This is a genomic window from Bacillus piscicola, assembly GCF_022458745.1.
In the GTDB taxonomy this organism is placed as follows: domain Bacteria; phylum Bacillota; class Bacilli; order Bacillales; family Marinococcaceae; genus Alteribacillus_A; species Alteribacillus_A piscicola.
In genome coordinates, this window is record NZ_JAJJJF010000004.1 from 153,015 (window position 1) to 177,165 (window position 24,151).

Consider the following 24,151-nt stretch of genomic DNA (forward strand, 5'->3'; position numbering starts at 1 on the left):
TCACGTGAAACATTTCGGTCCTTCCATTCGCGTCCACTTCTCTTACTCACGGCCGATTATTTGTCTTAACTCTGAAAAGAGAGCCTTATTGGCACTGAGCACAAATAGTCCTTTTTCTTCCTCTTTTACGTATGTCCTGCCGCCGGCTTCTTCGACGATGAGCAGGCCTGCCTCTACGTCCCAGTCGTTTAATTTCAACTCCCAATAGCCATCCAGCCGTCCAATGGCCACTTGGCATAGATCTAATGCCGCGCTCCCTAATCTACGAATCCCGCCGACTTTCGGAATCACCTTATTTATGTATGTTATGTTATTATCGGCGTCCACCCCCTTATCGTACGGGAACCCGGTACCAATAACGGCTTTGTTAAAAGCGGATGTATCGGATACACGCAAGGACTTTCCATTCATATAAGCCCCCTCGCCTTTGACAGCTTCGTATGTTTCCCGAAGCTTCGGGGCATGCACAAGCCCGGCAACCGTTTCTCCCTGATAGCGAATTCCGATCGAAATACAGAAAAAGGGTAGTCCTTTCGCATAATTGACTGTGCCGTCAATGGGATCGATGACCCATTCGTAATCTGAATCCCCATCATAATTCCCACTTTCCTCTGTCTTTAAATAATGATCGGGGTACACTTCGCGAATTTTTTCAGTTACGTATTTCTCGGTCCATACGTCCATCTCCGTAACCAAATCAATGGCGGAGGTTTTGCTCGTCATCACAAGCGGTGCTTCAGCTCGCTCTAATTGATACTTGCCCGCCTCCTCTGCCCACTCCTTCGCAGCTCTCAGCATGTCCTTCCATTCATCCATCTGTCTATCCACCCTTTCTTTCCTGTACACTAGCTTCTCTATCGTATCTAATTTCCCCTGTTCATACAAAAATGTTCCTCCGATGATTATTTTTTTAAAAACAAGGGTAAAGAGTTAGGATATTATTTTTTGCTCTTACAGAATGACATCGTTTGTTATTAGAAACGGAGAAACCTCATGCTACCTTTTATACTGGACATATTAAAAAATGTAGGAGTAGTCGGCTTGTTTTTAGGTATATCTATAGAGGCAATGTCCCTGCCATTCCCTGCTGCCATTGTGATACTTGTCTACGGATATATCCTTGACCCGGGGGGATGGGGTTTCGTCATACTTAGTGTCGGTGCCGCTGCCTGCTACACAGCTGTCGCATTTATCCCTTACGGTCTTGCACTACGCTACGACCATCTGTTGCAAAACCGCATGAGTAAAGCCGGTGCCAAACAAATGATTACTTTTATGAAGAAATACAAGGAGTGGACGATCACTGCCGGCCGGATTCTAGGGATGGGGTATATCGTGTATGTCGCTGCTTTTTATCGGATAACACCACTTACGTACGGTTTTTTTACTTTTATCGGAATCCTCCCGATTGCGCTATTGATGTTTTACCTTGGAAGCATCGGAAACATCGAAGCCGTCTATACGTGGTTTCAAAACATTCAATATGCGATTAGTGCTCTGATTGTCATCCTCATCGTCTCGTACCTTTTTTACAGATGGAAACGAAAAAAGCACTATCAAACAAGCAGCCGAGCAGATAAATAGTCTATGACATTGCCCACAAAAAAAACCGGTCTCCGTGAAGGAGCCGGTCCTTTTTATGCAGGCCGTCTTAAATGACACCTTGTGCGATCATCGCATCGGCAACTTTGATGAAACCGGCGATATTGGCGCCAACGACTAAATTATTCGCAAACCCATACTCTTCCGCAGCGTTAACACTGTTTTGATAAATATTTTTCATGGTTTCGTGTAATTTTGCATCCACTTCTTCAAACGTCCACGGAACTCTAGAACTGTTTTGTGCCATTTCAAATGCGGATACCGCTACACCGCCGGCATTCGCTGCTTTGGCCGGCCCAAACAAAATGTCATTGTTAAGGAAGGTGTCAATGGCTTCCAATGTTGATGGCATATTGGCACCTTCCCCGACAGCTTTCACGCCATTTGCTACTAGCAATTTTGCAGAAGGTTCCCCAATCTCATTTTGCGTCGCGCAAGGAAGCGCCACGTCGCAAGGGATAGACCAGATACCAGAGCCATCTTCCGTATATTCCGCATGCGGATGCTCTTTTACATATTCAGAAATCCGTTCATTTCCAGCTTCTTTTATTTTTTTCAAGGTATCGAGATTGATACCTTCTTTGTCGTAAATGTACCCATCTGAGTCACTGCATGCTACCACCGTAGCGCCTAATTCGGTCGCTTTTTCAATAGCGTATATAGACACGTTCCCTGATCCAGAAACGACTACCGTCTGGCCGTCAAAGCTCAGCCCACGGCTCTTCAGCATTTCCTCCATGAAATAGACCGTGCCATAACCAGTCGCTTCTGTACGGGCTAAACTTCCACCGACACCGACGCCTTTTCCTGTCAGCACACCTGCTTCATAAGCGCCCTTCAGCTTCTTATATTGGCCGAACATATAACCAATTTCGCGGGCACCAACCCCAATGTCACCCGCAGGAACATCGACGTCCGGACCGATATGTTTCCACAGTTCTGTCATAAAGCTCTGTGTAAAACGCATAATCTCTCCGTCTGACTTCCCTTTAGGATCAAAATCAGAACCGCCTTTACCGCCGCCAATCGGCTGTCCCGTTAACGAGTTCTTAAAGATCTGTTCGAATCCTAAGAATTTCACCACACTCGCCGTAACAGTTGGATGAAAACGCAGTCCGCCTTTGTATGGGCCGATTGCACTGTTAAATTGAACACGATAACCGCGGTTCACTTGCACTTTACCGTGGTCATCCACCCAGGACACACGGAAAGAGAGCAGCCGTTCCGGCTCCACAATTCTTTCTAAAATGTTTTGTTCTATATATTTTGGATGTTTGGCTAAAACGGGAACTAAGGAATCAAAAACTTCTTTTACTGCCTGAATAAATTCCGTTTCATGAGCATTACGCTCTTTTACAGTTTCAAAAACATCCCGTACATATTCTTCTGCTTTTTGTAAATGGGTGTGTTTGGTTTTTTCTAAAGTCATCATCGTATTTATCAAACTCCTTTAAAATAGGCATGGCATTATAGCTTACTTTTATCTCCATTTCAATACTTTAATTTTATAGTGTATGAATCATCTAAGCAATATGAAAAACAGATAAGATTAATGCTAAAATGAGATGAATACACACAACACATATTTTATGTACGAATTAAATAAAAAAGAACCGGGGTGCAGCTAATGGAGCTAAGACAGATTTATTATTTTATCGAGGTTGCAAAACGCGAACATGTGACGGAGGCTGCCTTAGAGCTTCATGTCGCCCAATCTGCTGTTAGCAGGCAAATATTCAACTTGGAGGCCGAGCTTGGTGTAGATTTATTTATCCGTGAAGGGAGAAGTGTGAAATTAACTCCCATTGGGAAAGTATTTCTAGAACATATGGAACAAGCGGTACGCGTCATTGATAATGCCCTTCGTGAAGTGAAGGAATATGCCGATCCTGACCGCGGAACGATACACATTGGCTTTCCAAGTAGTCTGGCAGCTCATATTCTCCCAACAGTCGTGTCTGCTTTTCGAGAGCGCTACCCGCAAGTGAAATTTAGCCTTAAGCAAAACTCATATCACAATTTGATCAATGATGTTATTAAAGGGGAGATCGATATGGCACTTCTCGGCCCGGTCCCTCATCACGAGAAAAAAATTAACGGTAGCATTTTATTCTCTGAGAACATGGTTGCCTTACTTCCCGCAGATCATCCGCTCGCTGACAACAGCGCTATCCATTTAAGTCAACTGCGTGAGGATGCTTTTGTTTTATTCCCTCAGGGATACGTTTTGCGCCAAATCATAATGGAAGCCTGCCAACAGCTCGGCTTTCAACCGGAAGTTTCTTTTGAAGGAGAAGACATCGATGCAATAAAAGGCTTGGTATCCGCCGGTCTGGGGGTCACCCTTATTCCGGAAATCACCTTAATGGATAACATTCCCCGTTCCACGGTAAAAATTCGTGTCACCGAACCGGAAGTAACACGTACGGTTGGAGTTATCGTACCAAGTGAAAGGGAGCTATTACCGACGGAAAAGGTCTTCCACCAATTTTTAAAAGATCTCTTTGTGACACTGGACAAATTCCAAAACTAATGAGAACACCTCTCCCCTTGTTCACTTGTGGTAAGGTGTTCCGCGGTTTATTTGAAAGGCGCGGTATACTTGTTCCATCAGCATGACGCGCATGAGCTGATGGGGAAAGGTCAACGCGGAAAAAGACCAGGTAAAATCCGCTCGCTGCAGGACACTTGTGTGCAATCCAAGAGAGCCGCCAATCACAAACGCCAGTTTACTTTTCCCATGAAGAGCCAAATAATCGATTTTTGCTGCTAATTCCTCGGAAGAGAGCATTTTTCCATGAGGATCAAGGGCAACGACATACATATTGTCTTGCACTTTTTCGAGGATCTTTTTTCCCTCTTTTTGTTTCACCTGTTCCATCTGTTGGTGACTTGCTCGTTCCGGGATTTTCTCATCGGTCATTTCTTTTATTTCGATCGTTGTGAACGGCTGCATCCTTTTTTTATATTCATCGACTGCCTGCTTTAAATATTTTTCTTTTAATTTTCCAACGGTTACGATCGTGATATTCATCTTGTCTCCCTTCCTGTTATACACATGTTTTGTTTATGTTCATTATCCACACTGTGAATTCAGCCGCGTGCTACTAACAATCCACATGTTTATCCACAGATTGTTAATAACTTCCTGTCCCATGAAAAAACCTTCGAAGAGTCTTCTCCCTTCGAAGGTTGTCCACAATTAGAAATCTTGCTGAGCTGTTAATTTCAGGTCCGTACTCTGTTTCTTTCCTTCCCGGTAATAGGTGACTTTAATGGTGTCGCCTATTTTCACTTCCGTATACAAATACTTTCTTAAGTCATGGCCATCTGCAATTTCCTTACCATCTACAGCGGTAATGACGTCATACTGTTTGAGACCTGCATTCGCGGCAGGGCTTCCAGTTACAACATTTGTAATGAAAACACCGCTCTCCACGTCAGCTGGAAGCTTTAATGTTTCCTGCCAGTGGTAACTTGGAATTTCAGATAAGGAGCGAATTCCCACGCCCATCTGCGGTCGTTCCACTTCCCCTTTTTCCTCTAAATCATGAATGACGGGGATCGCTACAGAGGTCGGGATTGCAAAACCAATACCTTCTACTGCTGATTGGGCAATTTTCATCGAATTAATACCGATTAACTGCCCTTTTATATTTACAAGCGCACCACCGCTGTTCCCCGGATTAATCGCAGCATCGGTTTGCAGTACTTCCGCATTCCAGTCCGGTGTACCGTCCCCTGTTAAATCAACCGGGATGCTGCGCTCGGTTGCACTGATGATTCCTTTCGTGACCGTGTGGGAAAGATTCGTGCCGAGCGGGTTCCCGATAGCAAGCGCCGGCTCCCCGACACGCAGTGAATCGGAGTCACCGATTTCAGCAACTGTATCAACATGTTTTGCATCAATGCGAAGAACCGCTAAATCCGTCAACACATCAGAACCGACGATTTCTGCTTCAATACGGTTTTCATTGGCCAAGCTGATTTCCACTTGACTTGCCCCGTCAATAACATGATGATTCGTCACAATAAAAGCAGAATCTCCTTCGACTTTGTAAATCACACCGGAACCGGTCCCTTTATTAACGACCGCTCCTTCTTCCTGCCAAAATTCTGTTTCCTGTAAATTAAAGACACCAACAACCGCATTGGAAACTTTATCGACGGCTTCGGTTACGTCGGAATTCACCGTCACATTTACGGTCTGTTCGCTCCCGTCCGCCTTGTTTTCTGTAGGGTTTTCGTTCGTGTTCGTGTTTGTGCCTTCCTCTTCCCCAGCCGCATTGGAGAACAGACCAGCATCGGTTAAGAACGGCACCGCTAACATAACAATCAGTGCCCCGACTACTGCACCAATTAAACCCGCTAACCCGGTGCGCCGGCGATTCTTTTTCGAGCGAGTGCGCTCACTCTGCATATGATCATCGTAATAACCCATAAGCTCCGACCCTTTCTGCCCAGATTTTGTAAGTAACAAAAAAAGCGATATCTCAGCTGTCAGAGTGTATCTGTTCTTATTTTAAGGAAAAACTGACAAATACGTCCAGCTAAAAGCATAAAGTCGTAATCCCTGCGTTATATATTGCCCTCTGTCACCCGCTTTTAAACATTCTTCTATTAGAGCACCGTAAGCGGTGTGGCTTCACACGGATCGGTATCGAACAGATGAAACGTGTGACCAACCCCTGAATCATGTTCCTCAAGAATTTGAGACACGGTCATACGAGCAAGCTCCTTCATATTATTATCCTTACTTAAATGGGCTAAATAGACGCGAGTCGTTCGCTCTCCTACTACTTCAGTTAACGCGGCGGCGGCGTCATCATTGGATACGTGGCCGGAGTCTCCTAAAATTCTTCGTTTCACACTCCATGGATAGCGTCCCATCCGCAACATATTCATATCATGATTAGACTCAAAAATGTACATATCCGAATTGCGGATGACGCCTTTAATCTGCTCGCTGACATAGCCCATGTCCGTAGCCAATGTTAGTTTTTTGCCTTCGTGATGAAAAACAAAGAACATCGGGTCAGCCGCATCATGGGAGACTCCGAATGATTCAACATCGAGATCTCCGAATGTTTGGACCGACCCACGGGCAAACGTGAACTTCTGGTCGCTTTGAAGCGTGCCGAGATTGTTTTCCATTGCTGCCCATGTCTTTTCGTTCGCGTACACCGGAAGACTGTACTTTCTCGCCAACACCCCGACTCCTTTAATATGGTCGCTATGTTCATGAGTAACGAGTATGCCGTCCAGTTCTTTGGGGCTGCGCGCGATTTGTTGCAGCAGCCCCTCCATCTTTTTACCGCTTAGTCCCGCATCAATCAACAGTCTTTTTTGTTCCGTTTCTACATAAACAGCGTTCCCCGTACTGCCGCTTGCAAGCACACTGAATGTTAATGCCATAACCGGTCTCACTCTCCAATTACTACTCTCTCTAAGATGTTCTTTCCTGTGTGTCGGCTTTCGTTTTTTTCTCCGAAATGTCTTCTTTTTTATCCTCTTCTGCGCCAATGGAATCTTGAATAGAGCCGTCGATAGCATGCACAAGATAGCTGGATTTTTCGTTTACTTCGATGCGGTACATCGGTGCAAACACTTGCACTTCCCCTTCCGGCTTAAACAGACTGTAATAGCCAATTCTAACCTTCGTCACATTATCGTTAAACGAAATAATGCCGTCATTCAGCAAGACTTCAATTGCTTTGTAGGGAGAAAGCATATCCTTTTCTTTTCCTTCTTCATTGAACTCTAAATAACTCTGTATATAGCTTTCTATTTCATTATCTTCATTCATAAAGAGAACAAGTTGGTTCTCATCGTACGTCACTACGCTATGCTCTTTATATGTCTGATGAAAGAACACTTGTTTATCCTCGCTGTCCCACTTGCTGTAGACATATCCTTTTTCGTTCCAGACGAACCGTGACAAGAAGGTATCTATGTCACGCTCTGGGTTATTTACTGGGAATGGCTCGTCTAAGGTGACTTCCACGAAACGATTGTTTAAAACGTGCACGTTATCCTCGCCGACCATCGTTATGACTTCTGTCGAAATGTCCATCGGCTCTCCAACAATATGACTGATTTCGCTTTTATCTTCCGGCAGTTCCTCTGTTACGGTAATGTTCATTTCAGCAAGTCTTTCTTTCACCGTTGCCTGTGCTCGAACGTTAATTTCACCCGCATTTTTTTTGTCAATTAACTGGTAAAGTAAAAAAGCATTTAGAAGAAGAAACGCGATGATAAAGATGGTTTTTGTTCTACTCCAATCCACTTTCATCCTCCTTCTCTTCAGGGGCAACTGAATACCATGCTCCGTCATACTTCACGTACCAGCTGGGCTCGAAGCGTACGACAAGGTTTTCTGTTTTGTCCATGGCGTACCCTACCCGAATATCTTCGACCTCTTTTATGTCAAATTGTTTTTTAACGTAACGAAGGATCTCTTGTCCAGATGCTAAGGTTTTCGATCCTTTCGTATCAATAGGGCTTTCATCCATATTAAACAAAGGACGGGAAAACTCCGTAACTTGTCCGCCCGATCTCGAAACAGTAATAGACGCGAGATCACGACCGCGAGATTCAAAGACTGGGAGACCCGCGATAATCATCCGGTACGTGGCGCTTTCTTTTTTACGGTACTGCTGCCAGTCATACAAACGATAATAATCTGTCCAGCCTCCTCGCGAATTAATAAAGTCAAATGTCGTCGTAACGACATGATGCTGCTGGGTGTCTTTAGAACTTTCGCTATAGACAGGATTCACATACGTGAGATAGTCGCCATTCTCGTCCAAGCTCATCATACGGTTACCGTCTGTAAAGGAAGCTTCTTGATTATCTTGGTGATACTGCCTGACATAATCAGCATCACTAAACAACAGTTGTAAATAATCATTATAATTAATAGTGGTGGTCGTATCGGATAGATAACTATAAGCAACCGGTCTTTCTGGAAGAAAGAGTGTTTTCGGAATGACCGTGTTTCCCTCAACTTTAAACGGGAAAACGGCCGGGTAATTGCTCATGTTGAGAATATAACGCTCTCTAAAAGTGGACAAACTAAAGTTCGTTTCTCCCTCTAACACCACCGGCTCCTCATAAGAAATGAATTTCACCCGCAGCTTCTCACTATCCCCACCCTTGTCAATAAAAATAATGCGATCGACCGACTCAATAGAAAAATAAGGGATGTCTGCTTCGAAGTTTAACATTCTTTCCAGTGCTTCCCCCGGAATAGGGGCAGGAAATATAAGTTCCGCTGCGCGTTGGCCCTCATATATTTCATTTTCACGAAACCCTTGATTTAACGTAATATTTTCAAAGCGGGAATCAAGCACTTGTTGGTAAAACGTAGAAAGCAAGTGATCGGTTCCGTCCAGTCCGTGATGACGGTTTCCATTATGCAAAATCAGCTGTTCCGGTTCAATGACATCCTTTAGCATAAGTTCTTCTCCCGGGCTTTCACTCGGAAGGTAATCCGATTCGTTTAATAACGCATAATTTGGCTGATAGGTCCAAAGCTGCCATGTTAACAAGACACTGATCGCTACCAATATGGTTAACGTCCAGGATTTTACACGTTCTTTCATTCAGCAACACTCGCTTTTTTACTATAGGAATAAGGAAGCGTTACAGAGAGGGTTGTTCCCTTTTTCCAAACACTCTCTACACTAATTTTTCCACCGTGAGCCTGGACTAGTTCTTTCGCAATGGCAAGCCCAAGACCTGTTCCGCCAAGATTGCGAGCTCTCGCCTTGTCCACTCTATAAAAACGCTCGAATATTTTATCTTGATTCTCCTTTGGAATACCGACGCCTTCGTCTGTTACCTCAATATCAACGCCATTGGCTTTTGTGATCACCTGAACCGTGATGATACCACCGTCAGGCGAGTATTTGACAGCATTCGAGACGATATTGTCGAACACTTGCACCATTTTATCTTTATCCATCTCCACATAGACGGAATACCTTGGGAAATAGCGATGAAATTCGATATTTTTGTCTTTCGTCACCATCTCAAAACGTTCGGTTATTTGATTTAATAACTCTACTATATCTGTCGGTGCGTATGTTAGTTGCAGTTCATCATTATCCATCCGTGACAACTGCAATAAATCGTTAACAAGCCGAATCATTCGCTCGGTTTCATTTTGAGTCACTTTTAAAAATCGCGGTCCGAGACTTTCATCAGCCATTGCCCCGTCCTCCAAGGCTTCCAAGTAACTCCTTAACGTGGTAAGCGGCGTCCGCAGTTCATGGGAAACATTTGCCACGAATTCGCGGCGTTCTCTTTCGATTTTCTCCTTTTCGGTTACATCATGCAAAATCGTAATCAAACCATTCACCGGGCCATCCTCATTACGAATCACCGAAAAGTGAGCCTCCATAATGAACTCTTCATACTCACTACTGAAATCAAGCAAGATAGCATCGTTGTAATCATACAAATCACTCGGTGTGACCGTCTCCTCCAAACTCAAGGTGTCTGTCAACAATGCTCCTATTACATCGCGGCTGTCTACATGTAATAGACTCTCCGCTCTTTTGTTCATCAAAATAATGCGTCCCAGTTCATCCGTCGCAATGACACCATCCGTCATGTGAGTTAAGACAGAACTGAGCTTTTTCCGTTCCCCTTCCGTATCCGCATGGGCCACTTTTAAACGTTGCGTCAGCGTATTAAAAGATTCAGCCAACTGTCCGATCTCATCCTGGCCATACACATGCACACGCCGGGAAAAGTCTCCTTCCCCCATGACCCGTGCTTGTTTCCTCATATCGACGATTGGCCGCGTAATGGTTTGCGAGACCAATATACCGAGAACAGCCGTGATCACGAGCGCAATAATGGTGCCGTTAAAAAAAATGCCGTTGATCTCTTCCATTTCTTTGTAAATGCCTTCCATGGAAGCTTCAATGTAGATAGCCCCCATCACTTCTCCATCTGACTCTACCGGCTGTGCCATCACCCGAATACGGTCCCCTGTTTCTCGTTCTCGTACGATGGTAGCATCCTCATTACCAAGAAGGGCCCGCTCCACTCGCACATTTGTACTTTGCTGGCCGACGATATCCTGGTCTTGCCAATTTGACGTACCTAAGACTTTTTGATTGGAGTCAATGACTTGTACTTCCGAGTTTTCAATCGAGAAAAATTCCTGTAATAGATCCTCGATGTTGCTTTCAATAGGTTCATCTTCCGGGTTGCGATCCCGTGTCATTTCCTGACGAACGTTATATTTTAACAAGTCAGCCCGTTCCTCTAACATATTAAAATAATTATCTTCAAGCTGAGCTCCCAGTTCGCGCGTAAAATAGACACCAATCACTTGAATCGCAATAAAAATAAGCAACATAAAAACGACGATCATTTTCACATGAATCGATCTTACAAAATCGATAATTCTCATTATTACTTCTCCTGATCAGGATGCTTTAAGTAATAACCGACTCCCCGTCTTGTTACGATCCACGTCGGATAACTCGGATTATCCTCGACTTTTTCCCGCAAACGCCGGACGGTTACATCCACTGTTCGAACATCCCCAAAGTAGTCATATCCCCACACAGCTTGCAGCAAATGTTCCCTTGTCATCACTTGTCCAATGTGACGAGCAAGATAGTAAATTAACTCAAATTCCCTATGTGTCAAATCGACAGGAGCGTTTCGTTTAGACACTAAATAAGCATCCGGATCAATAACTAACTCCCCAATTTCGATCTGCTTCTGCTTCGATTGATTGTCTTCCGGAACGGCCTGTTGACGACGCAGATTCGCCTTCACTCTGGCAATCAATTCTCTTGTGCTGAATGGCTTGGTGACATAGTCATCTGCTCCTAATTCAAGTCCAAGCACTTTATCAATCTCAGCGTCTTTCGCCGTTAGCATGATTATGGGCATCTCATGGTTTTTACGAATTTCCCGACACACTTCCATGCCATCTTTTTGCGGAAGCATAATATCAAGCAAAACAAGATCCGGTGTAAAATCATCTACCTTTTCAAGAGCTTGATTGCCATCATAGGCTACCTCCACTTGGAACCCTTCTTTTTTTAAATTAAACTCCAGAATATCCGCAATTGGCTGCTCATCATCCACTACTAGGATTTTCTCGTCCATTTGCCGTCGCTCCATTCCCTTATTGGTGTAAAGTTTTATCCAATCTTGCATAGACTGCTTGAAATCTTTTATATAATCGTAGTTCTGACAGGCTCTCACCCACACTGTCCAACCCTTTATTCTTTTTTATGACCTAAACGCTAGAAGACACCGACTGAGAAGGTCATTTCCTTATCCATTGTAACACAGCCTGTCTCCTCTTCCGTGACCTCTTCATGAATTGGTCCGTTTTTCGTATGCTCTTTTCAGTCGTTACTGCGAATCGACTTCTACACCTATACAAAAAACGCCTGGATTCATCCAGACGTAACACATTCATCAGTTAAATGGTGGCTCGAGACGGAATCGAACCGCCGACACGAGGATTTTCAGTCCTCTGCTCTACCGACTGAGCTATCGAGCCATTTTAGGTTTTACTGCTATTCTATTTTGCAGCGTATTGCATTCAGTCCGTTCCTCTGTCCTTTCCTCTTCTGGCAAAAGCTTCGATGCTTGTGCGTCAAGGACAACTCGTGGTGAATTCGGTGATGCTTTGCTCGTTGCTCTACCGACTGAGCTATCGAGCCATCTATCTTTTTTTAGTTATAATGGCGGGCCTGACGGGAATCGAACCCGCGATCTCCTGCGTGACAGGCAGGCATGTTAACCGCTACACCACAGGCCCTTTTTGTAAAGAATAAGCTGCGAATCTCTTCGTCAACTGCTCTCATTTCAGGCGTCACGTGCCGGAGCACGCTCCTTCCTCAACTCGTTTGTTTCCTCGACCTTCTTGCTTCTTCTTTACAAAAAGTCAGGGGAAACGCTGCGAATCTCTTCGTCAACTGCTCTCGTTTCAGGCGTCACGTGCTGGAGCACGCTCCTTCTTCAACTCGTTTGTTTCCTCTGTCAGTCTTTCTTGAGAAACAATTTGTTCAGTGACGGATCACCATACCGTAAATATGTATTGGTTGCGGGGGAAGGATTTGAACCTTCGACCTCCGGGTTATGAGCCCGACGAGCTGCCAGACTGCTCCACCCCGCGATGTGAGTTGTATGGTGGAGGATGACAGGATCGAACTGCCGACCCCCTGCTTGTAAGGCAGGTGCTCTCCCAGCTGAGCTAATCCTCCACTTGGTGACCCGTAGGGGATTCGAACCCCTGTTACCGCCGTGAAAGGGCGGTGTCTTAACCACTTGACCAACGGGCCTTTATCTGAATCCGTTATTTCCAATTTACTAAAATGGTGAGCCATGGAGGATTCGAACCTCCGACCCTCTGATTAAAAGTCAGATGCTCTGCCAGCTGAGCTAATGGCTCGTTTCATATATGTACCATCGTCTTTCGTTCCGTGCTTCGACGATTGGCGACAACAAAAATAATATTATCATGTTGAGTTTTAAATTACAAGTACATTTTCAAAAAATATTTCCCAAACTAATTTTCATGCTTCATATTCTTCCTATCATGACGATATTTCTCACACGGTTCTTTTTGACGATGTCATCCTCCTCTTTGACGTCGTTACTTCTCAAGCCGGATTCTTTTCGCGACTTCATCCACTCTCTTTGACGTCACTATTTCTCACACGCTTCCTTTTCGCAACGTCATCCCCTCTCTTTGACGCTGCTATTTCTCAGCCGGCTCCTTTTCACGGCGTCATCCACTCTCTCTGACGTCACTATTTCTCACACGCTTCCTTTTCGCAACGTCATCCCCTCTCTTTGACGTCGCTATTTATCGCACGGCTCTTTTTCACGACTTCATTCCCTCTCTTTAACGTCGCTATTTCTCACACGGCTCTTTTTCGCGACTTCATTCCCTCTCTTTAACGTCGCTATTTCTCACACGCTTCCTTTTCGCAACGTCATCCCCTCTCTTTGACGCTGCTATTTCTCAGCCGGCTCCTTTTCACGGCGTCATCCACTCTCTCTGACGTCACTATTTCTCACACGCTTCCTTTTCGCAACGTCATCCCCTCTCTTTGACGCTGCTATTTCTCAGCCGGCTCCTTTTCGCGACTTCATTCCCTCTCTTTGACGTCGCTATTTCTCACACGGCTCTTTTTCGCGACTTCATTCCCTCTCTTTGACGTCGCTATTTCTCACACGGCTCTTTTTCGCGACTCCATTCCCTCTCTTTGACGTCGTTATTTCTCACACGGCTCTTTTTCGCAACGTCATCCACTCTCTTTGACGTCGCTATTTCTCGCACGGCTCTTTTTCGCAACGTCATCCACTCTCTTTGACGTCGCTATTTCTCGCACGGCTCTTTTTTCACGACTTCATTCCCTCTCTTTAACGTCGCTATTTCTCACACGGCTCTTTTTCGCGACTCCATTCCCTCTCTTTGACGTCGTTATTTCTCACACGCTTCCTTTTCGCAACGTCATCCCCTCTCTTTGACGTCGCTATTTCTCACACGGCTCTTTTTCGCGACTTCATTCCCTCTCTTTGACGTCGCTATTTCTCACACGGCTCTTTTTCGCGACCTCATTCCCTCTCTTTGACGTCGTTATTTCTCACACGGCTCGGTTTCACGACGTCATCCCTATTTTCAATGCATTTTCAATAGGTTTGCCTTCTTAATCTGCTTTACCTACGAAAAAGAGCCGGTACGAAAAGGGGTTTCCTCTTCGTACGGCTCATGTTTTCAAAAACTATAGCTATACTCCCCAGACTCCTCGTACCATGTTCGTCTGGTTGCGGTCGGGCCCGACTGAAAAAATACTAACAGGAATGTTCGTTAGCTGGGAGACCCGCTCCAAGTAATGGCGCGCGTTTTCCGGAAGTTCATCCAAGGTGCGTACGCCGGTAATGTCTTCTGTCCATCCTGGCATTTCCTCATAGATCGGTTCACATTCAGCAAGCACCTTGAGGCTTGCCGGGAACTCTTCCATCACTTCGCCGCGATATTTATAAGCGGTACAGATTTTCACTTTTTCGATTCCCGTCAACACATCGATCGAATTAAGGGAAAGATCCGTTATACCACTTACTCTGCGTGCATGACGAACGACTACACTGTCAAACCATCCGACACGACGCGGTCTTCCTGTGGTGGTCCCGTATTCATTTCCGACTTCACGAATCGTATCCCCAATTTCATCCGTTAGTTCTGTTGGAAATGGTCCGTCTCCTACACGGGTGGTATACGCTTTGGAAACCCCGACAATTTGGCGGATTTTAGAAGGTCCTACGCCTGAACCGATCGTTACTCCGCCCGCTATCGGGTTCGAGGAGGTGACGAAAGGATACGTCCCCTGATCGATGTCCAGCATAACCCCTTGCGCACCTTCAAATAACACACGGCGTCCTTTGTCGATCGCATTATTCAAGACAACCGAGGTGTCACAAACAAGATCAGCGAAAAACTGGCCATATTCATAGTATTCGTCTAATATTTCCGCGCTGGTAAACCCTTCTGTCTCATACATTTTTTCAAGCAGGCGGTTTTTCTCCTTTAAATTACGCTCCAGCTTTTCAGCAAATTCTTCTCTATCAAGCAAATCAGCAATACGAATACCGGTGCGGGCTGCTTTATCCATATAAGCCGGTCCAATCCCTTTTCCGGTGGTGCCGATTTTGTTCGCACCTTTGCTCGTTTCTTCTGCCTGATCCAGTTTAATATGATACGGCAAAATCACATGGGCGCGGTTACTGATGCGCAGGTTGCTCGTATCCACTCCATGTCCGTGTAAATACGTTAGTTCTTCTACAAGTGCCTTTGGGTCAATGACCATTCCGTTTCCAATGACACATATTTTATCCTTATAGAAAATGCCAGACGGGATAAGATGCAGCTTATATTTCGTTCCACCAAAAACGATGGTATGTCCGGCATTGTTTCCTCCTTGATAACGTGCTACTACCTCTGCATTCTCTGAGAGATAATCGGTAATTTTCCCTTTCCCTTCATCTCCCCATTGTGTACCTACCACTACAACTGACGACAATTCGTCCACCTCCAGCACCTAACTTCAGCAGGCTGCTTGATATTTTAAGATTAAGCCTTCACCAAAAACCTATAACGTATGCGGTCTAATGAATCTCTTATGTAAACTCATGGATTGCACGAAATTACCCTCGTAAAGTGTATCAATTTAAGAACGTAAAGTCAATCCAAACACGAACGTTGTGTTTGCTTTTTCAATATATGTTCGTAAAAAAGGAAACGTATCAAATAAACTACTCCTGAAGCAGTCCCTTCTTCATTAATAAAAGCCTTGGAACAGATTAATTACTCTGTGCCAAGGCTTTTAGTTATGCTCCAGGCGGCGCTGCACTTTCATCGTGGCGCCTGTCCACATTTATAAACTTATTGTATTCTTTTATAAACGCAAGCTCTACCGTTCCAACCGGGCCGTTCCGCTGTTTCGCTATAATCAATTCAATGATGTTTTGATTTTCTGCTTCCTGGTCGTAATAGTCCTCCCGGTACAGAAAGGAAACGATATCCGCGTCTTGTTCAATACTTCCCGATTCACGTAAATCGGACATCATCGGCCGCTTATCCTGACGGGACTCGACCCCACGGGATAACTGAGAAAGCGCGATAACGGGAACATCCAGCTCACGCGCTAATCCTTTCAAGCTCCGGGAAATTTCAGAGACCTCCTGCTGTCGGCTTTCTCCCCCTGTAGAGCTTCCTTGGATCAGTTGCAAGTAATCAATCACGATCATGCCAATGCCACGCTCTTGTTTGAGACGGCGGCATTTCGCGCGGATGTCATTCACTCTTATGCCAGGAGAATCATCAATGTAGATGCCGGAATCAGACAAGCTTCCCATCGCGAACGTTAACTTTTCCCAGTCTTCTTCGTTCAATGCCCCGGTTCTCATCCTCGTCGCATCAATATTTCCTTCTGCGCAAAGCATCCGCTGCGCGAGTTGAGAAGCACCCATTTCCAAACTGAAAACCGCCACGTTTTCACGGGCTTTTGTGGCTGCGTTTTGGGCAATGTTTAAGGCAAAGGCAGTCTTCCCCATTGACGGCCGTGCAGCTACGATAATCAGATCACTACGCTGGAAACCAGCGGTCATTCGATCCAGCTCGACAAACCCGCTCGAAATACCCGTCACGTCATTTTCACGGTTTTGCAGCATCTCAATGTTGTCATAGGTTTCTAAAAGGACGTCTTTAATTGGAACGAAGGCACCCGAGCTTCTTTGATGAGCCACTTCCAAAATAGAACGCTCTGCGTGATCTAAAACTATTTCTACTTCTTCTTCACTTTCATATCCTTCTGTAGCAATTTCGGTTGCGGTTTGGATTAACCGGCGCAGAAGTGATTTCTCTTGAACAATCTTACTGTAATAGCCTACGTTAGCAGCAGTAGGAACAGAGTTAGCCAAGTCTGTTAAGTAGGAGATACCCCCTACCTCCTCCAGCCAATTGTAGTTTTGCAGAAGAGAAGTGACGGTCACGAGATCAACAGGATCCCCTTTTTCCCCGATTTCCAGCATGGCACGAAAAATACGCTGATGAGCGGCCCGATAAAAGTCTTCCGGTGTTAAGCGTTCCGATGCCGCAACGAGTGCCTCACTTTCAAGAAAGACAGCTCCAATTACGGCTTGTTCCGCTTCAATATTCTGAGGTGGTTTTCGGTCTGTGTAAACATCATTCATTTCCGTCTTCCTGCCTTTCGCAAACCGAACTTAGAAAAAGCGCAAGCACTGCATCATAGCACTTGCGTTCCAAAGATTAATAACTCAACGTATTTATTCTTCTACCACATGTACTGAGACAGTCGCCGTTACTTGTGGATGAATTTTGATAGGTACTTTTGTTACACCGAGGGAGCGTATTGGATCGTTAAGCTCTATTTTCCGTTTATCCACCTTCATATTCATCTGCTTTAACGTTTCTGCTATTTGCTTTGTAGATACTGCTCCAAAGAGGCGACCGCCCTCTCCGGCTTTTGCTTTCACTGTAACGGTCGTATTTTCTAGTTTCTTTTTATATTCTTTTGCTTCCTCAAGCTGTTCTTTCGCTTTCTTATCGTCACTTGCTTGTTTCGCCTGCAAATTCTTCATGTTCCCTTTGGTTGCCTCTACAGCCAAATTATTAGGAAATAAATAGTTGCGCGCGTATCCTTCCGAAACGTTCTTTATTTCTCCCTTTTTCCCTTTGCCTTTCACATCTTGTTGAAAAATTACTTTCATTCTTCGGTTCCTCCCTCCAAATATTCATCAATCGCGGATTTCAGTCGGGCCTCCGCTTCTTCCATCGTCACGTCTCGCAGCTGAGTCGCTGCGTTTGTTAGATGGCCGCCTCCGCCCAATGACTCCATGATCAATTGGACATTTACATCTCCTAATGAACGGGCACTAATACTCATAACCCCGTCCTGTCGTTTGGAAATAACAAATGACCCCTTTACCCCATTCATTGTAAGTAAAATATCCGCAGCTTGCGCAATTAAAATCTGTTCGAATGTTTCTTCTGGTTTAGCGGTGGCAATTGCCATGCCCTGTTTATAGATATGGGCACTCTCAATTAGCTGCGACCGTCGCACATACGTGGCAATATCCTCTTTTAACAACATCTGTACAAGAGTTGTATCTGCCCCGTGAGACTTTAAGAAAGATGCGGCATCGAAGGTCCGGGATCCTGTCCGGATCGCAAAACTCTTTGTATCGACAATAATGCCCGCAAGCATAGCTGTCGCCTCGAGTACGTCCATGTCAAGCTTCGACGGCTGATACTCCAAGAGCTCCGTCACTAACTCAGCTGTAGAGGATGCATAAGGCTCCATGTAGACGAGTACCGGATCCTTAATAAATTCTTCGCCTCTGCGGTGGTGATCCAAGACAACTACCCGTTCGATGGCATCCACAAGGCGCGGCTCAATAACCATGGACGGCTTATGAGTGTCCACGACGACGAGGAGCGTATGGCGGCTTAATTCATCAAGTGCCTCTTCCGGCGTAATAAATTGCGACCATAAGTGTTCATGCTCACTGACTTCCTCCATCAGCTTCTGGACGTCGGGATTAATATCATTCGGATCTACTACAATATACGCGTCTTTTTGGTTCACTTCCGCGATTTTCAGCACCCCAATAGCGGCCCCGATAGCATCCATATCCGGATTTTTATGACCCATAATGATCACTTGGTCGCTCTCCATTACAAAATCACGAAGCGCATGCGAAATAACACGAGCCCGAACTCTTGTCCGTTTTTCCATCGCATTCGACTTTCCTCCGTAGAAGCGTACCTTTCCGTTTGTTTCTTTAATTGCGGCCTGGTCCCCGCCGCGCCCTAACGCTAAGTCAAGGCTGGACTGGGCGAGATTTCCTAGTTCTTTCAAAGTGGCATCGCCGACACCGATTCCGATGCTTAACGTAATCTGGACTTTTTCTTTACCAGTAACTTCCCGCACTTCGTCTAACACTTCAAATCTCGTTTTTTCCAGTTGGCGTAATGCCTTTTTGTTCATCACCGCGATAAAACGATCCGATGATACACTGCGGAGCAGAACGTGATGTTCGCTTGCCCATCCGTTTAACAGGGAGGTAATCTGACTCATCAGCCTGCTGCGAACCTGATCCTCCATGCCTTGGGTGACCTCATCATAGTTATCCAGGTCGACGAGTCCAATTACCGTTTGCTCGTCTTGATACATAGCTCTTGTCTCAGCCGTATCCGTCATATCAAAGAAATAAAGAAGCCGCTCTTCTTGTCGGATATAGACGTAATAATGACGCTCTTCCAACTTCAGTTCTATCTCTTCTTCCCCTTTTTTTACGGAAGAGAGAAGCTCGGCTGAAATTTCTTGTAAAGATTCACCGACAAATTCTTTCGGGAGATACATCATCATAAACGGGTTCGCCCACTGGATCTCATATCCATCATTGAAAAGCACAATCCCAATTGGCAGTTTCGTAACCGCTTCTTCCCCTGCTTTATTCACACGATGGGTTAACGTCTTAATGTACTTCTCCAAATCCCGTTCGAATGAACGCCGGGCAAGAAAGGTGTAGATGATTAAAGCAGCTGTCAGCGTGAAACCGACTACACCTATTTCCCATTGATAAAAGGTTAAAATACCAATAAACACGATTGCCACCAGAAACAGGGCGATTACATGGTAACCGTGCCACCGTCTCAACAAAAACCTAGGCATAGCGTCAACCCCTACTTTGTATATGATTCCAGGCGTTTTTTTAATTGAAATCCTAAGTCAATTATACCTAAAATACGGGCAAGAAGAAGGACAAACGGTAAAAATAACCCGGAGATGAGTAAAATAACCGGTACTGCTTTCGGCCACGCCTTTGCATAAGCGAAATAAAAAATCACTGTAAAACCTTGCAGAGCCATCACGACTTCCAACAAAGGAAATAGGTTCCAAGTCACCATGTACAAAGCGCTTCCTTCTTCCACCCCTATTATAAATATAACGGACACAATTAAATAGTACCAAAGCACAGCTCTTGGGAAATTCCACTCTCGGAAAGGAGGAAAGGCCTCAAAGTCCATACGTAATCGTTTCAAAACCGCATAGGCAATCCACTGCGAAATAACAGCATAGCTAACAGCCGTCGCCACAATCAGGACAGGACCGAGATAACCGATTTGATCAATCATTTCATTCCACATCTCTAAATTTTGAGCCGTTTCCTGGCCAAGTGCCCCGAGCATCGATTCTGCCTGTTCCGTTGATTGCCGCATGATATCTTGCAGCGCGGCAAGCGGATCAATATTCAAGATGAGAAGGGATGCAGCATATATAAGGAGGAGAACACTTATGTATGCTAAACTGCTGCCCGCCAAAACGAGAAAAGCATCTTTTTTCCTTCTGATTAACTCTCCGGCCAATATCCCCCCTGCCCCAGCCAGCAGTGCATTCGGGAGTCCAACCAGTCCTCCAACAACAAATGACAGAAAGAGAGTGACCGTTCCCATAACCAGGGCCGATTTTATGCCGTAGCGGGCTGTGTAAATAATAAAGGGCAAAGGCATAAACCATAGCAAGATAGAAATAAGAAAAGGAACAAACAGAGCCAAAAATAACATTACGATAAAAATCCCGCTTACTATGGCGCCTTCCGTTAACCTCCTTGTTTGCTGCACGAACGTCACCTCATTTAAAATACGAATCAATCCATTCGTTCATTGTAATGGATTCTTATAAAAAAAGAAAGATGAACCCGATATACTGACACTATGCAATGGCCAGTACATCGGGTTCTCGGATCATTTTTTCATTCTGTTTTTTCTATTCATGTACTCTTCTATTCGTTATGTTTTGTTAAAATCCTGCTGATTCTTCCTCTTTTTCTGGAAGAGTAAACGTAAACGAGTTTGCCGCAGGCTCTTCCAGATGGTTCCATTTCTGGTACCCTTTTTTCAATGTCTCCAACTGCTCATTAATACGGGTAATAAACTCCTCAACGCTCACGCTGTTTTCCCTCCTCTAAGTCTTGTAGTTCTCTCTAAAAGAAGCACAGGAAGAAGTGGTGCATGGTGCGGTATGCTCTGTATTATCCTATTACCCGACCTTGTTGAACGTTCAAACATTTTCGGAAAAAAATCTTTTCAAGAACAGCCTGGAGTGATACTGCCACAGCCAAGGGCACAATAAAAAAACCCTCGGAGGGCGGCCGAGGGTTTTGACTTATTGTTCTTTTGTATATGGAAGCAAAGCCACGTGACGTGCACGTTTGATTGCTCTTGTAAGTTGACGCTGGTATTTAGCAGACGTACCAGTCACACGGCGGGGCAGGATTTTGCCACGCTCGGAAATAAACTTTTTCAACAACTCTACATCTTTATAGTCAATCTTCTCGATCTTATTGACCGTGAAGTAACAGACTTTTCTGCGCTTTCCTCTGCGACGTGCCATGTTTTCACCCTCTTTCCACTAAAAATTATCGCAGCTGTTTGGGAGTCCTTCTTAAAACGGTAAATCGTCATCGGAAATGTCAACCGGCTGACCGTCATCCGCAAAAGGATCATCATTCAAGTTAGTGGAATTCCTATTTGGACTTTGACTGTAATTTCTGTCTCCGCCCCCTTGATACCCTTCGTAATCATTCCGAGGCCCTCCGCCTCCTCCGGCGTTTTTAGGCTCTAAGAATTGAACACTCTCCGCTTGAACTTCCACGACGTTCACACGACGCCCTTCCTGATTTTCATAACTGCGGCTTTGCAGACGGCCATCTACTCCAGCCAAACTACCTTTCTTCAGGTAGTTGGCTACGTTTTCGGCCTGCTTTCTCCACACCACACAGTTTAAGAAGTCAGCTTCGCGCTCCCCCCGTTGGTTCGTAAACGGACGGTTTACAGCAATCCCAAAATTGGCAACCGCAACCCCATTTGGTGTATATCTTAACTCCGGGTCACGAGTCAAACGGCCGACTAAGACTACACGATTTATCATCAGAACTCCTCCCTCAGCTCATTCCCTTACTCTTCGTTATTGACAATGAGATGGCGGATAACATTGTCATCTATCTTAATTAAACGGTCAAATTCTTGTGTAGCGGCCGGTTCAGCTTTCGTGTGAACGAGCACGTAATAACCGTCATTCAAGTCGTTAATCTCATAAGCAAGACGACGTTTACCCATTTCTTCGACTTTCTCAATTTCTGCTCCGTTTGTAGTCAACACGTTGTTGTAGCGCTCAATCTTTTCTTTCACGCCATTTTCATCAACGCTTGGAGCAATAATGTAAATGATTTCATAGTTACGCATATGCGTCACCTCCTTTTGGACTTAGCGGCTCTTCTCCATGAAAAGAGCAAGGAGCAAATGTATTTGTCTACTTTTACTCACATTAAAGGATTATAACAGAACGAGCCTTCAGATACAACAATAAAAGACAGTATCCCGCTTTTCCTTACACGTTAAAACGGAAGTGGACGACGTCTCCGTCTTTTACGATATATTCTTTTCCTTCCAGACGCACTTTTCCTGCTTCCTTGGCTGCTGTCATGGAGCCGGCTGCCGTTAAGTCTTCGTAGCTGACTACTTCGGCACGAATAAAGCCGCGTTCAAAATCGGTATGAATCACACCGGCTGCTTGCGGGGCTTTCGTTCCGCGCTTAATCGTCCAAGCGCGCACCTCTTGTTCACCGGCTGTGAAATATGTGTCAAGCCCAAGCAGGCTGTAGGCTGCACGAATTAATTGATCCAGACCAGCTTCCTTGATACCAAGTTCGTTTAAAAACTCCTGTTTTTCTTCGCCTTCCAGTTCCGCAATTTCTGACTCAATCTTGGCGCAAATCGTAATAACTTCAGATCCCTCTTTTGCTGCATGCTCTTTCACTGCTTTTACGAGCTCATTGTCTTCTTCACTAAGCAGATCTTCCTCGCTGACATTGGCCACGTACAAGACCGGTTTCATCGTGAGCAGCTGAAAGCCGTGCACCAATTTCTTTTCATCGTCGGTCAGTTCCAAGCTGCGCGCTGGTTGTTCATTTTCGAAAGCTGCCAACAGCTTTTGCAGTACCGCGTGTTCGGCAAGGGCTTCTTTATCTTTTGTTTTCGCAAGTTTCGCTACTTTTGCTGCTCGTTTTTCAACCGTTTCCAAATCAGCAAGAATGAGTTCCAGGTTGATGACCTCGATGTCCCGAATTGGGTCTACACTTCCGGAAACATGTGTAATATCCCCGTCGTTAAAACAGCGAACGACATGAGAAATCGCATCCACCTGACGGATATGGGACAGAAACTTATTCCCCAGTCCCTCTCCTTTACTGGCCCCTTCGACAATACCGGCAATATCTGTAAATTCAAAAGCGGTCGGAACCGTTTTTTTCGGTTTAACCAATTCCGTCAACTTCTGCAGACGCTCGTCCGGCACTTCCACAATCCCGACATTCGGATCGATTGTACAAAATGGATAGTTGGCTGATTCAGCACCAGCCTGTGTGATTGCATTAAACAATGTAGACTTCCCAACGTTGGGAAGGCCTACAATCCCCGTAGTTAAAGCCATATGTTATTCCCTTCCTTCTTCATCTTCACGATCTTTCCATTATATTAAAGAAAGATACAAAAAAACAAGGTTGAATCGTTTCCCAAAAGAAAAACGGAGACAACAGCGAGAGTTATCTCCGGTTAATTTTTCTAAATATTCTTCATTTTTGTTGATCTTAGTTACCTTATACCTTTACAATATAAATTAAGAATCAAAATAATCTGTAGGCTGGCGTTGACTGGCAGCTCTTTTAATCATCTGTATGCTCTATTATCTTCTTAAGTTTTTTGGAAAATTCACGTCGCGGCAGCATGACACTGTGCCCGCATCCTTGACACTTTATACGGATGTCCGCACCCATTCTAATAATTTTCCAACGATTCACACCGCATGGATGAGGTTTTTTCATTTCAACTATGTCATGTAACGCAAATGGATTTTCGCTCATTTTCCGTCACCTCGATTCTATTACTTCGTCTCCTCTAAATATATCAGCCTAGTCT

22 protein-coding genes and 6 tRNA genes are annotated in these 24,151 nt (G+C 44.9%); 2 read left to right on the forward strand and 26 right to left on the reverse strand.

Features of this window, described 5'->3' with window-relative positions; translation table 11 throughout:
- Positions 1 to 42 precede the first annotated feature (42 nt).
- Positions 43 to 816: an inositol monophosphatase family protein gene (locus tag LOR49_RS09425; RefSeq protein WP_240376280.1), complete on the reverse strand. Its 774-nt coding sequence runs from the start codon at positions 814 to 816 to the stop codon at positions 43 to 45.
- 177 nt (positions 817 to 993) lie between these two features.
- Here LOR49_RS09425 and LOR49_RS09430 point away from each other — a divergent pair, with 177 nt between their 5' ends.
- Positions 994 to 1,584 carry a DedA family protein gene (locus LOR49_RS09430; RefSeq protein ID WP_240376281.1) on the forward strand — a complete coding sequence of 197 codons (591 nt, stop codon included), beginning with the start codon at positions 994 to 996 and terminating at the stop codon, positions 1,582 to 1,584.
- 67 nt (positions 1,585 to 1,651) lie between these two features.
- Here the strand turns inward: LOR49_RS09430 and gdhA are convergent, their stop codons facing one another.
- Complete coding sequence (gene gdhA, locus LOR49_RS09435) at positions 1,652 to 3,034, reverse strand: NADP-specific glutamate dehydrogenase (protein WP_240376282.1); 1,383 nt, start codon at positions 3,032 to 3,034, stop codon at positions 1,652 to 1,654.
- 195 nt (positions 3,035 to 3,229) lie between these two features.
- On the opposite strand from gdhA, the gene gltC reads away from it, so the two are divergent.
- Positions 3,230 to 4,135: a glutamate biosynthesis transcriptional regulator GltC gene (gene gltC, locus LOR49_RS09440; protein ID WP_240376284.1), complete on the forward strand. Its 906-nt coding sequence runs from the start codon at positions 3,230 to 3,232 to the stop codon at positions 4,133 to 4,135.
- Positions 4,136 to 4,156: 21 nt separating this feature from the next.
- Here gltC and rlmH read toward each other — a convergent pair whose 3' ends face one another.
- The 24 genes from rlmH to LOR49_RS09560 all read right to left on the reverse strand — a co-directional run bounded on the left by rlmH (position 4,157) and on the right by LOR49_RS09560 (position 24,096).
- Positions 4,157 to 4,636: a 23S rRNA (pseudouridine(1915)-N(3))-methyltransferase RlmH gene (gene rlmH, locus LOR49_RS09445; protein ID WP_240376285.1), complete on the reverse strand. Its 480-nt coding sequence runs from the start codon at positions 4,634 to 4,636 to the stop codon at positions 4,157 to 4,159.
- A gap of 168 nt (positions 4,637 to 4,804) precedes the next feature.
- Positions 4,805 to 6,043, reverse strand: coding sequence for a S1C family serine protease (locus LOR49_RS09450; protein ID WP_240376286.1), 1,239 nt, complete (start codon positions 6,041 to 6,043; stop codon positions 4,805 to 4,807).
- Positions 6,044 to 6,222: 179 nt separating this feature from the next.
- Positions 6,223 to 7,017: an MBL fold metallo-hydrolase gene (locus LOR49_RS09455; RefSeq protein WP_240376287.1), complete on the reverse strand. Its 795-nt coding sequence runs from the start codon at positions 7,015 to 7,017 to the stop codon at positions 6,223 to 6,225.
- A gap of 31 nt (positions 7,018 to 7,048) precedes the next feature.
- A complete protein-coding gene (locus LOR49_RS09460) occupies positions 7,049 to 7,888 on the reverse strand; it encodes a two-component system regulatory protein YycI (RefSeq protein WP_240376288.1) in 840 nt (279 codons plus the stop codon).
- A complete protein-coding gene (locus tag LOR49_RS09465; RefSeq protein ID WP_240376289.1) occupies positions 7,875 to 9,206 on the reverse strand; it encodes a YycH family regulatory protein in 1,332 nt (443 codons plus the stop codon). Before LOR49_RS09465 ends, LOR49_RS09460 begins: the two co-directional genes overlap by 14 nt.
- Complete coding sequence (gene walK, locus LOR49_RS09470) at positions 9,203 to 11,029, reverse strand: cell wall metabolism sensor histidine kinase WalK (protein WP_240376290.1); 1,827 nt, start codon at positions 11,027 to 11,029, stop codon at positions 9,203 to 9,205. The genes LOR49_RS09465 and walK overlap by 4 nt, the downstream gene beginning before the upstream one ends.
- Positions 11,030 to 11,031: 2 nt before the next feature.
- Entirely contained in the window at positions 11,032 to 11,739 is a 708-nt protein-coding gene (yycF, locus tag LOR49_RS09475) for a response regulator YycF (RefSeq protein WP_240376291.1), read from the reverse strand.
- Between the two features lie 327 nt (positions 11,740 to 12,066).
- A tRNA-Phe gene (locus LOR49_RS09480) sits at positions 12,067 to 12,142 on the reverse strand.
- A gap of 185 nt (positions 12,143 to 12,327) precedes the next feature.
- A tRNA-Asp gene (locus tag LOR49_RS09485) sits at positions 12,328 to 12,403 on the reverse strand.
- A 280-nt stretch (positions 12,404 to 12,683) separates the two neighbouring features.
- Positions 12,684 to 12,760: transfer RNA gene (locus tag LOR49_RS09490), tRNA-Met, on the reverse strand.
- A 12-nt stretch (positions 12,761 to 12,772) separates the two neighbouring features.
- Positions 12,773 to 12,848, reverse strand: a tRNA-Val gene (locus LOR49_RS09495).
- A 3-nt stretch (positions 12,849 to 12,851) separates the two neighbouring features.
- Positions 12,852 to 12,926 (reverse strand) — tRNA-Glu (locus LOR49_RS09500).
- 34 nt (positions 12,927 to 12,960) lie between these two features.
- A tRNA-Lys gene (locus LOR49_RS09505) sits at positions 12,961 to 13,036 on the reverse strand.
- A 1,345-nt stretch (positions 13,037 to 14,381) separates the two neighbouring features.
- A complete protein-coding gene (locus LOR49_RS09510) occupies positions 14,382 to 15,671 on the reverse strand; it encodes an adenylosuccinate synthase (protein WP_240376292.1) in 1,290 nt (429 codons plus the stop codon).
- 307 nt (positions 15,672 to 15,978) lie between these two features.
- The gene (gene dnaB / locus LOR49_RS09515; protein WP_240376294.1) at positions 15,979 to 17,343 is read right to left on the reverse strand and encodes a replicative DNA helicase; all 1,365 of its coding nucleotides are present in this window, start codon (positions 17,341 to 17,343) and stop codon (positions 15,979 to 15,981) included.
- 93 nt (positions 17,344 to 17,436) lie between these two features.
- The gene (rplI, locus tag LOR49_RS09520; RefSeq protein ID WP_240376296.1) at positions 17,437 to 17,880 is read right to left on the reverse strand and encodes a 50S ribosomal protein L9; all 444 of its coding nucleotides are present in this window, start codon (positions 17,878 to 17,880) and stop codon (positions 17,437 to 17,439) included.
- Positions 17,877 to 19,847: a DHH family phosphoesterase gene (locus LOR49_RS09525; protein ID WP_240376298.1), complete on the reverse strand. Its 1,971-nt coding sequence runs from the start codon at positions 19,845 to 19,847 to the stop codon at positions 17,877 to 17,879. Before LOR49_RS09525 ends, rplI begins: the two co-directional genes overlap by 4 nt.
- An 11-nt stretch (positions 19,848 to 19,858) precedes the next feature.
- Entirely contained in the window at positions 19,859 to 20,797 is a 939-nt protein-coding gene (locus LOR49_RS09530) for a YybS family protein (protein ID WP_240376300.1), read from the reverse strand.
- 178 nt (positions 20,798 to 20,975) lie between these two features.
- Entirely contained in the window at positions 20,976 to 21,125 is a 150-nt protein-coding gene (locus LOR49_RS09535) for a hypothetical protein (protein ID WP_240376302.1), read from the reverse strand.
- 216 nt (positions 21,126 to 21,341) lie between these two features.
- Positions 21,342 to 21,569, reverse strand: coding sequence for a 30S ribosomal protein S18 (rpsR, locus tag LOR49_RS09540; RefSeq protein ID WP_240376303.1), 228 nt, complete (start codon positions 21,567 to 21,569; stop codon positions 21,342 to 21,344).
- A gap of 51 nt (positions 21,570 to 21,620) precedes the next feature.
- Entirely contained in the window at positions 21,621 to 22,106 is a 486-nt protein-coding gene (ssb, locus tag LOR49_RS09545) for a single-stranded DNA-binding protein (protein WP_240376304.1), read from the reverse strand.
- A 26-nt stretch (positions 22,107 to 22,132) separates the two neighbouring features.
- The gene (gene rpsF, locus LOR49_RS09550) at positions 22,133 to 22,420 is read right to left on the reverse strand and encodes a 30S ribosomal protein S6 (protein WP_240376305.1); all 288 of its coding nucleotides are present in this window, start codon (positions 22,418 to 22,420) and stop codon (positions 22,133 to 22,135) included.
- A gap of 145 nt (positions 22,421 to 22,565) precedes the next feature.
- A complete protein-coding gene (ychF, locus tag LOR49_RS09555; protein WP_240376306.1) occupies positions 22,566 to 23,666 on the reverse strand; it encodes a redox-regulated ATPase YchF in 1,101 nt (366 codons plus the stop codon).
- A 232-nt stretch (positions 23,667 to 23,898) separates the two neighbouring features.
- Positions 23,899 to 24,096 (reverse strand): DUF951 domain-containing protein, encoded by a 198-nt coding sequence (locus LOR49_RS09560; RefSeq protein ID WP_240376307.1) that lies wholly within the window; start codon positions 24,094 to 24,096, stop codon positions 23,899 to 23,901.
- Positions 24,097 to 24,151: the final 55 nt, after the last annotated feature.

Excerpts from the sequence above, each read along its gene's own strand:
- LOR49_RS09430 (WP_240376281.1), top strand. The coding sequence starts at position 994 with ATGCTACCTTTTATACTGGACATATTAAAAAATGTAGGAGTAGTCGGC.
- LOR49_RS09455 (WP_240376287.1), bottom strand. The coding sequence starts at position 7,017 with ATGGCATTAACATTCAGTGTGCTTGCAAGCGGCAGTACGGGGAACGCT.
- LOR49_RS09525 (WP_240376298.1), bottom strand. The coding sequence starts at position 19,847 with ATGCCTAGGTTTTTGTTGAGACGGTGGCACGGTTACCATGTAATCGCC.
- rpsR (WP_240376303.1), bottom strand. The coding sequence starts at position 21,569 with ATGGCACGTCGCAGAGGAAAGCGCAGAAAAGTCTGTTACTTCACGGTC.
- gltC (WP_240376284.1), top strand. The coding sequence starts at position 3,230 with ATGGAGCTAAGACAGATTTATTATTTTATCGAGGTTGCAAAACGCGAA.
- ychF (WP_240376306.1), bottom strand. The coding sequence starts at position 23,666 with ATGGCTTTAACTACGGGGATTGTAGGCCTTCCCAACGTTGGGAAGTCT.
- dnaB (WP_240376294.1), bottom strand. The coding sequence starts at position 17,343 with ATGAATGATGTTTACACAGACCGAAAACCACCTCAGAATATTGAAGCG.
- walK (WP_240376290.1), bottom strand. The coding sequence starts at position 11,029 with ATGAGAATTATCGATTTTGTAAGATCGATTCATGTGAAAATGATCGTC.
- rlmH (WP_240376285.1), bottom strand. The coding sequence starts at position 4,636 with ATGAATATCACGATCGTAACCGTTGGAAAATTAAAAGAAAAATATTTA.
- LOR49_RS09560 (WP_240376307.1), bottom strand. The coding sequence starts at position 24,096 with ATGAGCGAAAATCCATTTGCGTTACATGACATAGTTGAAATGAAAAAA.
- gdhA (WP_240376282.1), bottom strand. The coding sequence starts at position 3,034 with ATGATGACTTTAGAAAAAACCAAACACACCCATTTACAAAAAGCAGAA.
- LOR49_RS09425 (WP_240376280.1), bottom strand. The coding sequence starts at position 816 with ATGGATGAATGGAAGGACATGCTGAGAGCTGCGAAGGAGTGGGCAGAG.
- yycF (WP_240376291.1), bottom strand. The coding sequence starts at position 11,739 with ATGGACGAGAAAATCCTAGTAGTGGATGATGAGCAGCCAATTGCGGAT.
- ssb (WP_240376304.1), bottom strand. The coding sequence starts at position 22,106 with ATGATAAATCGTGTAGTCTTAGTCGGCCGTTTGACTCGTGACCCGGAG.
- rplI (WP_240376296.1), bottom strand. The coding sequence starts at position 17,880 with ATGAAAGTAATTTTTCAACAAGATGTGAAAGGCAAAGGGAAAAAGGGA.
- LOR49_RS09450 (WP_240376286.1), bottom strand. The coding sequence starts at position 6,043 with ATGGGTTATTACGATGATCATATGCAGAGTGAGCGCACTCGCTCGAAA.
- rpsF (WP_240376305.1), bottom strand. The coding sequence starts at position 22,420 with ATGCGTAACTATGAAATCATTTACATTATTGCTCCAAGCGTTGATGAA.
- LOR49_RS09465 (WP_240376289.1), bottom strand. The coding sequence starts at position 9,206 with ATGAAAGAACGTGTAAAATCCTGGACGTTAACCATATTGGTAGCGATC.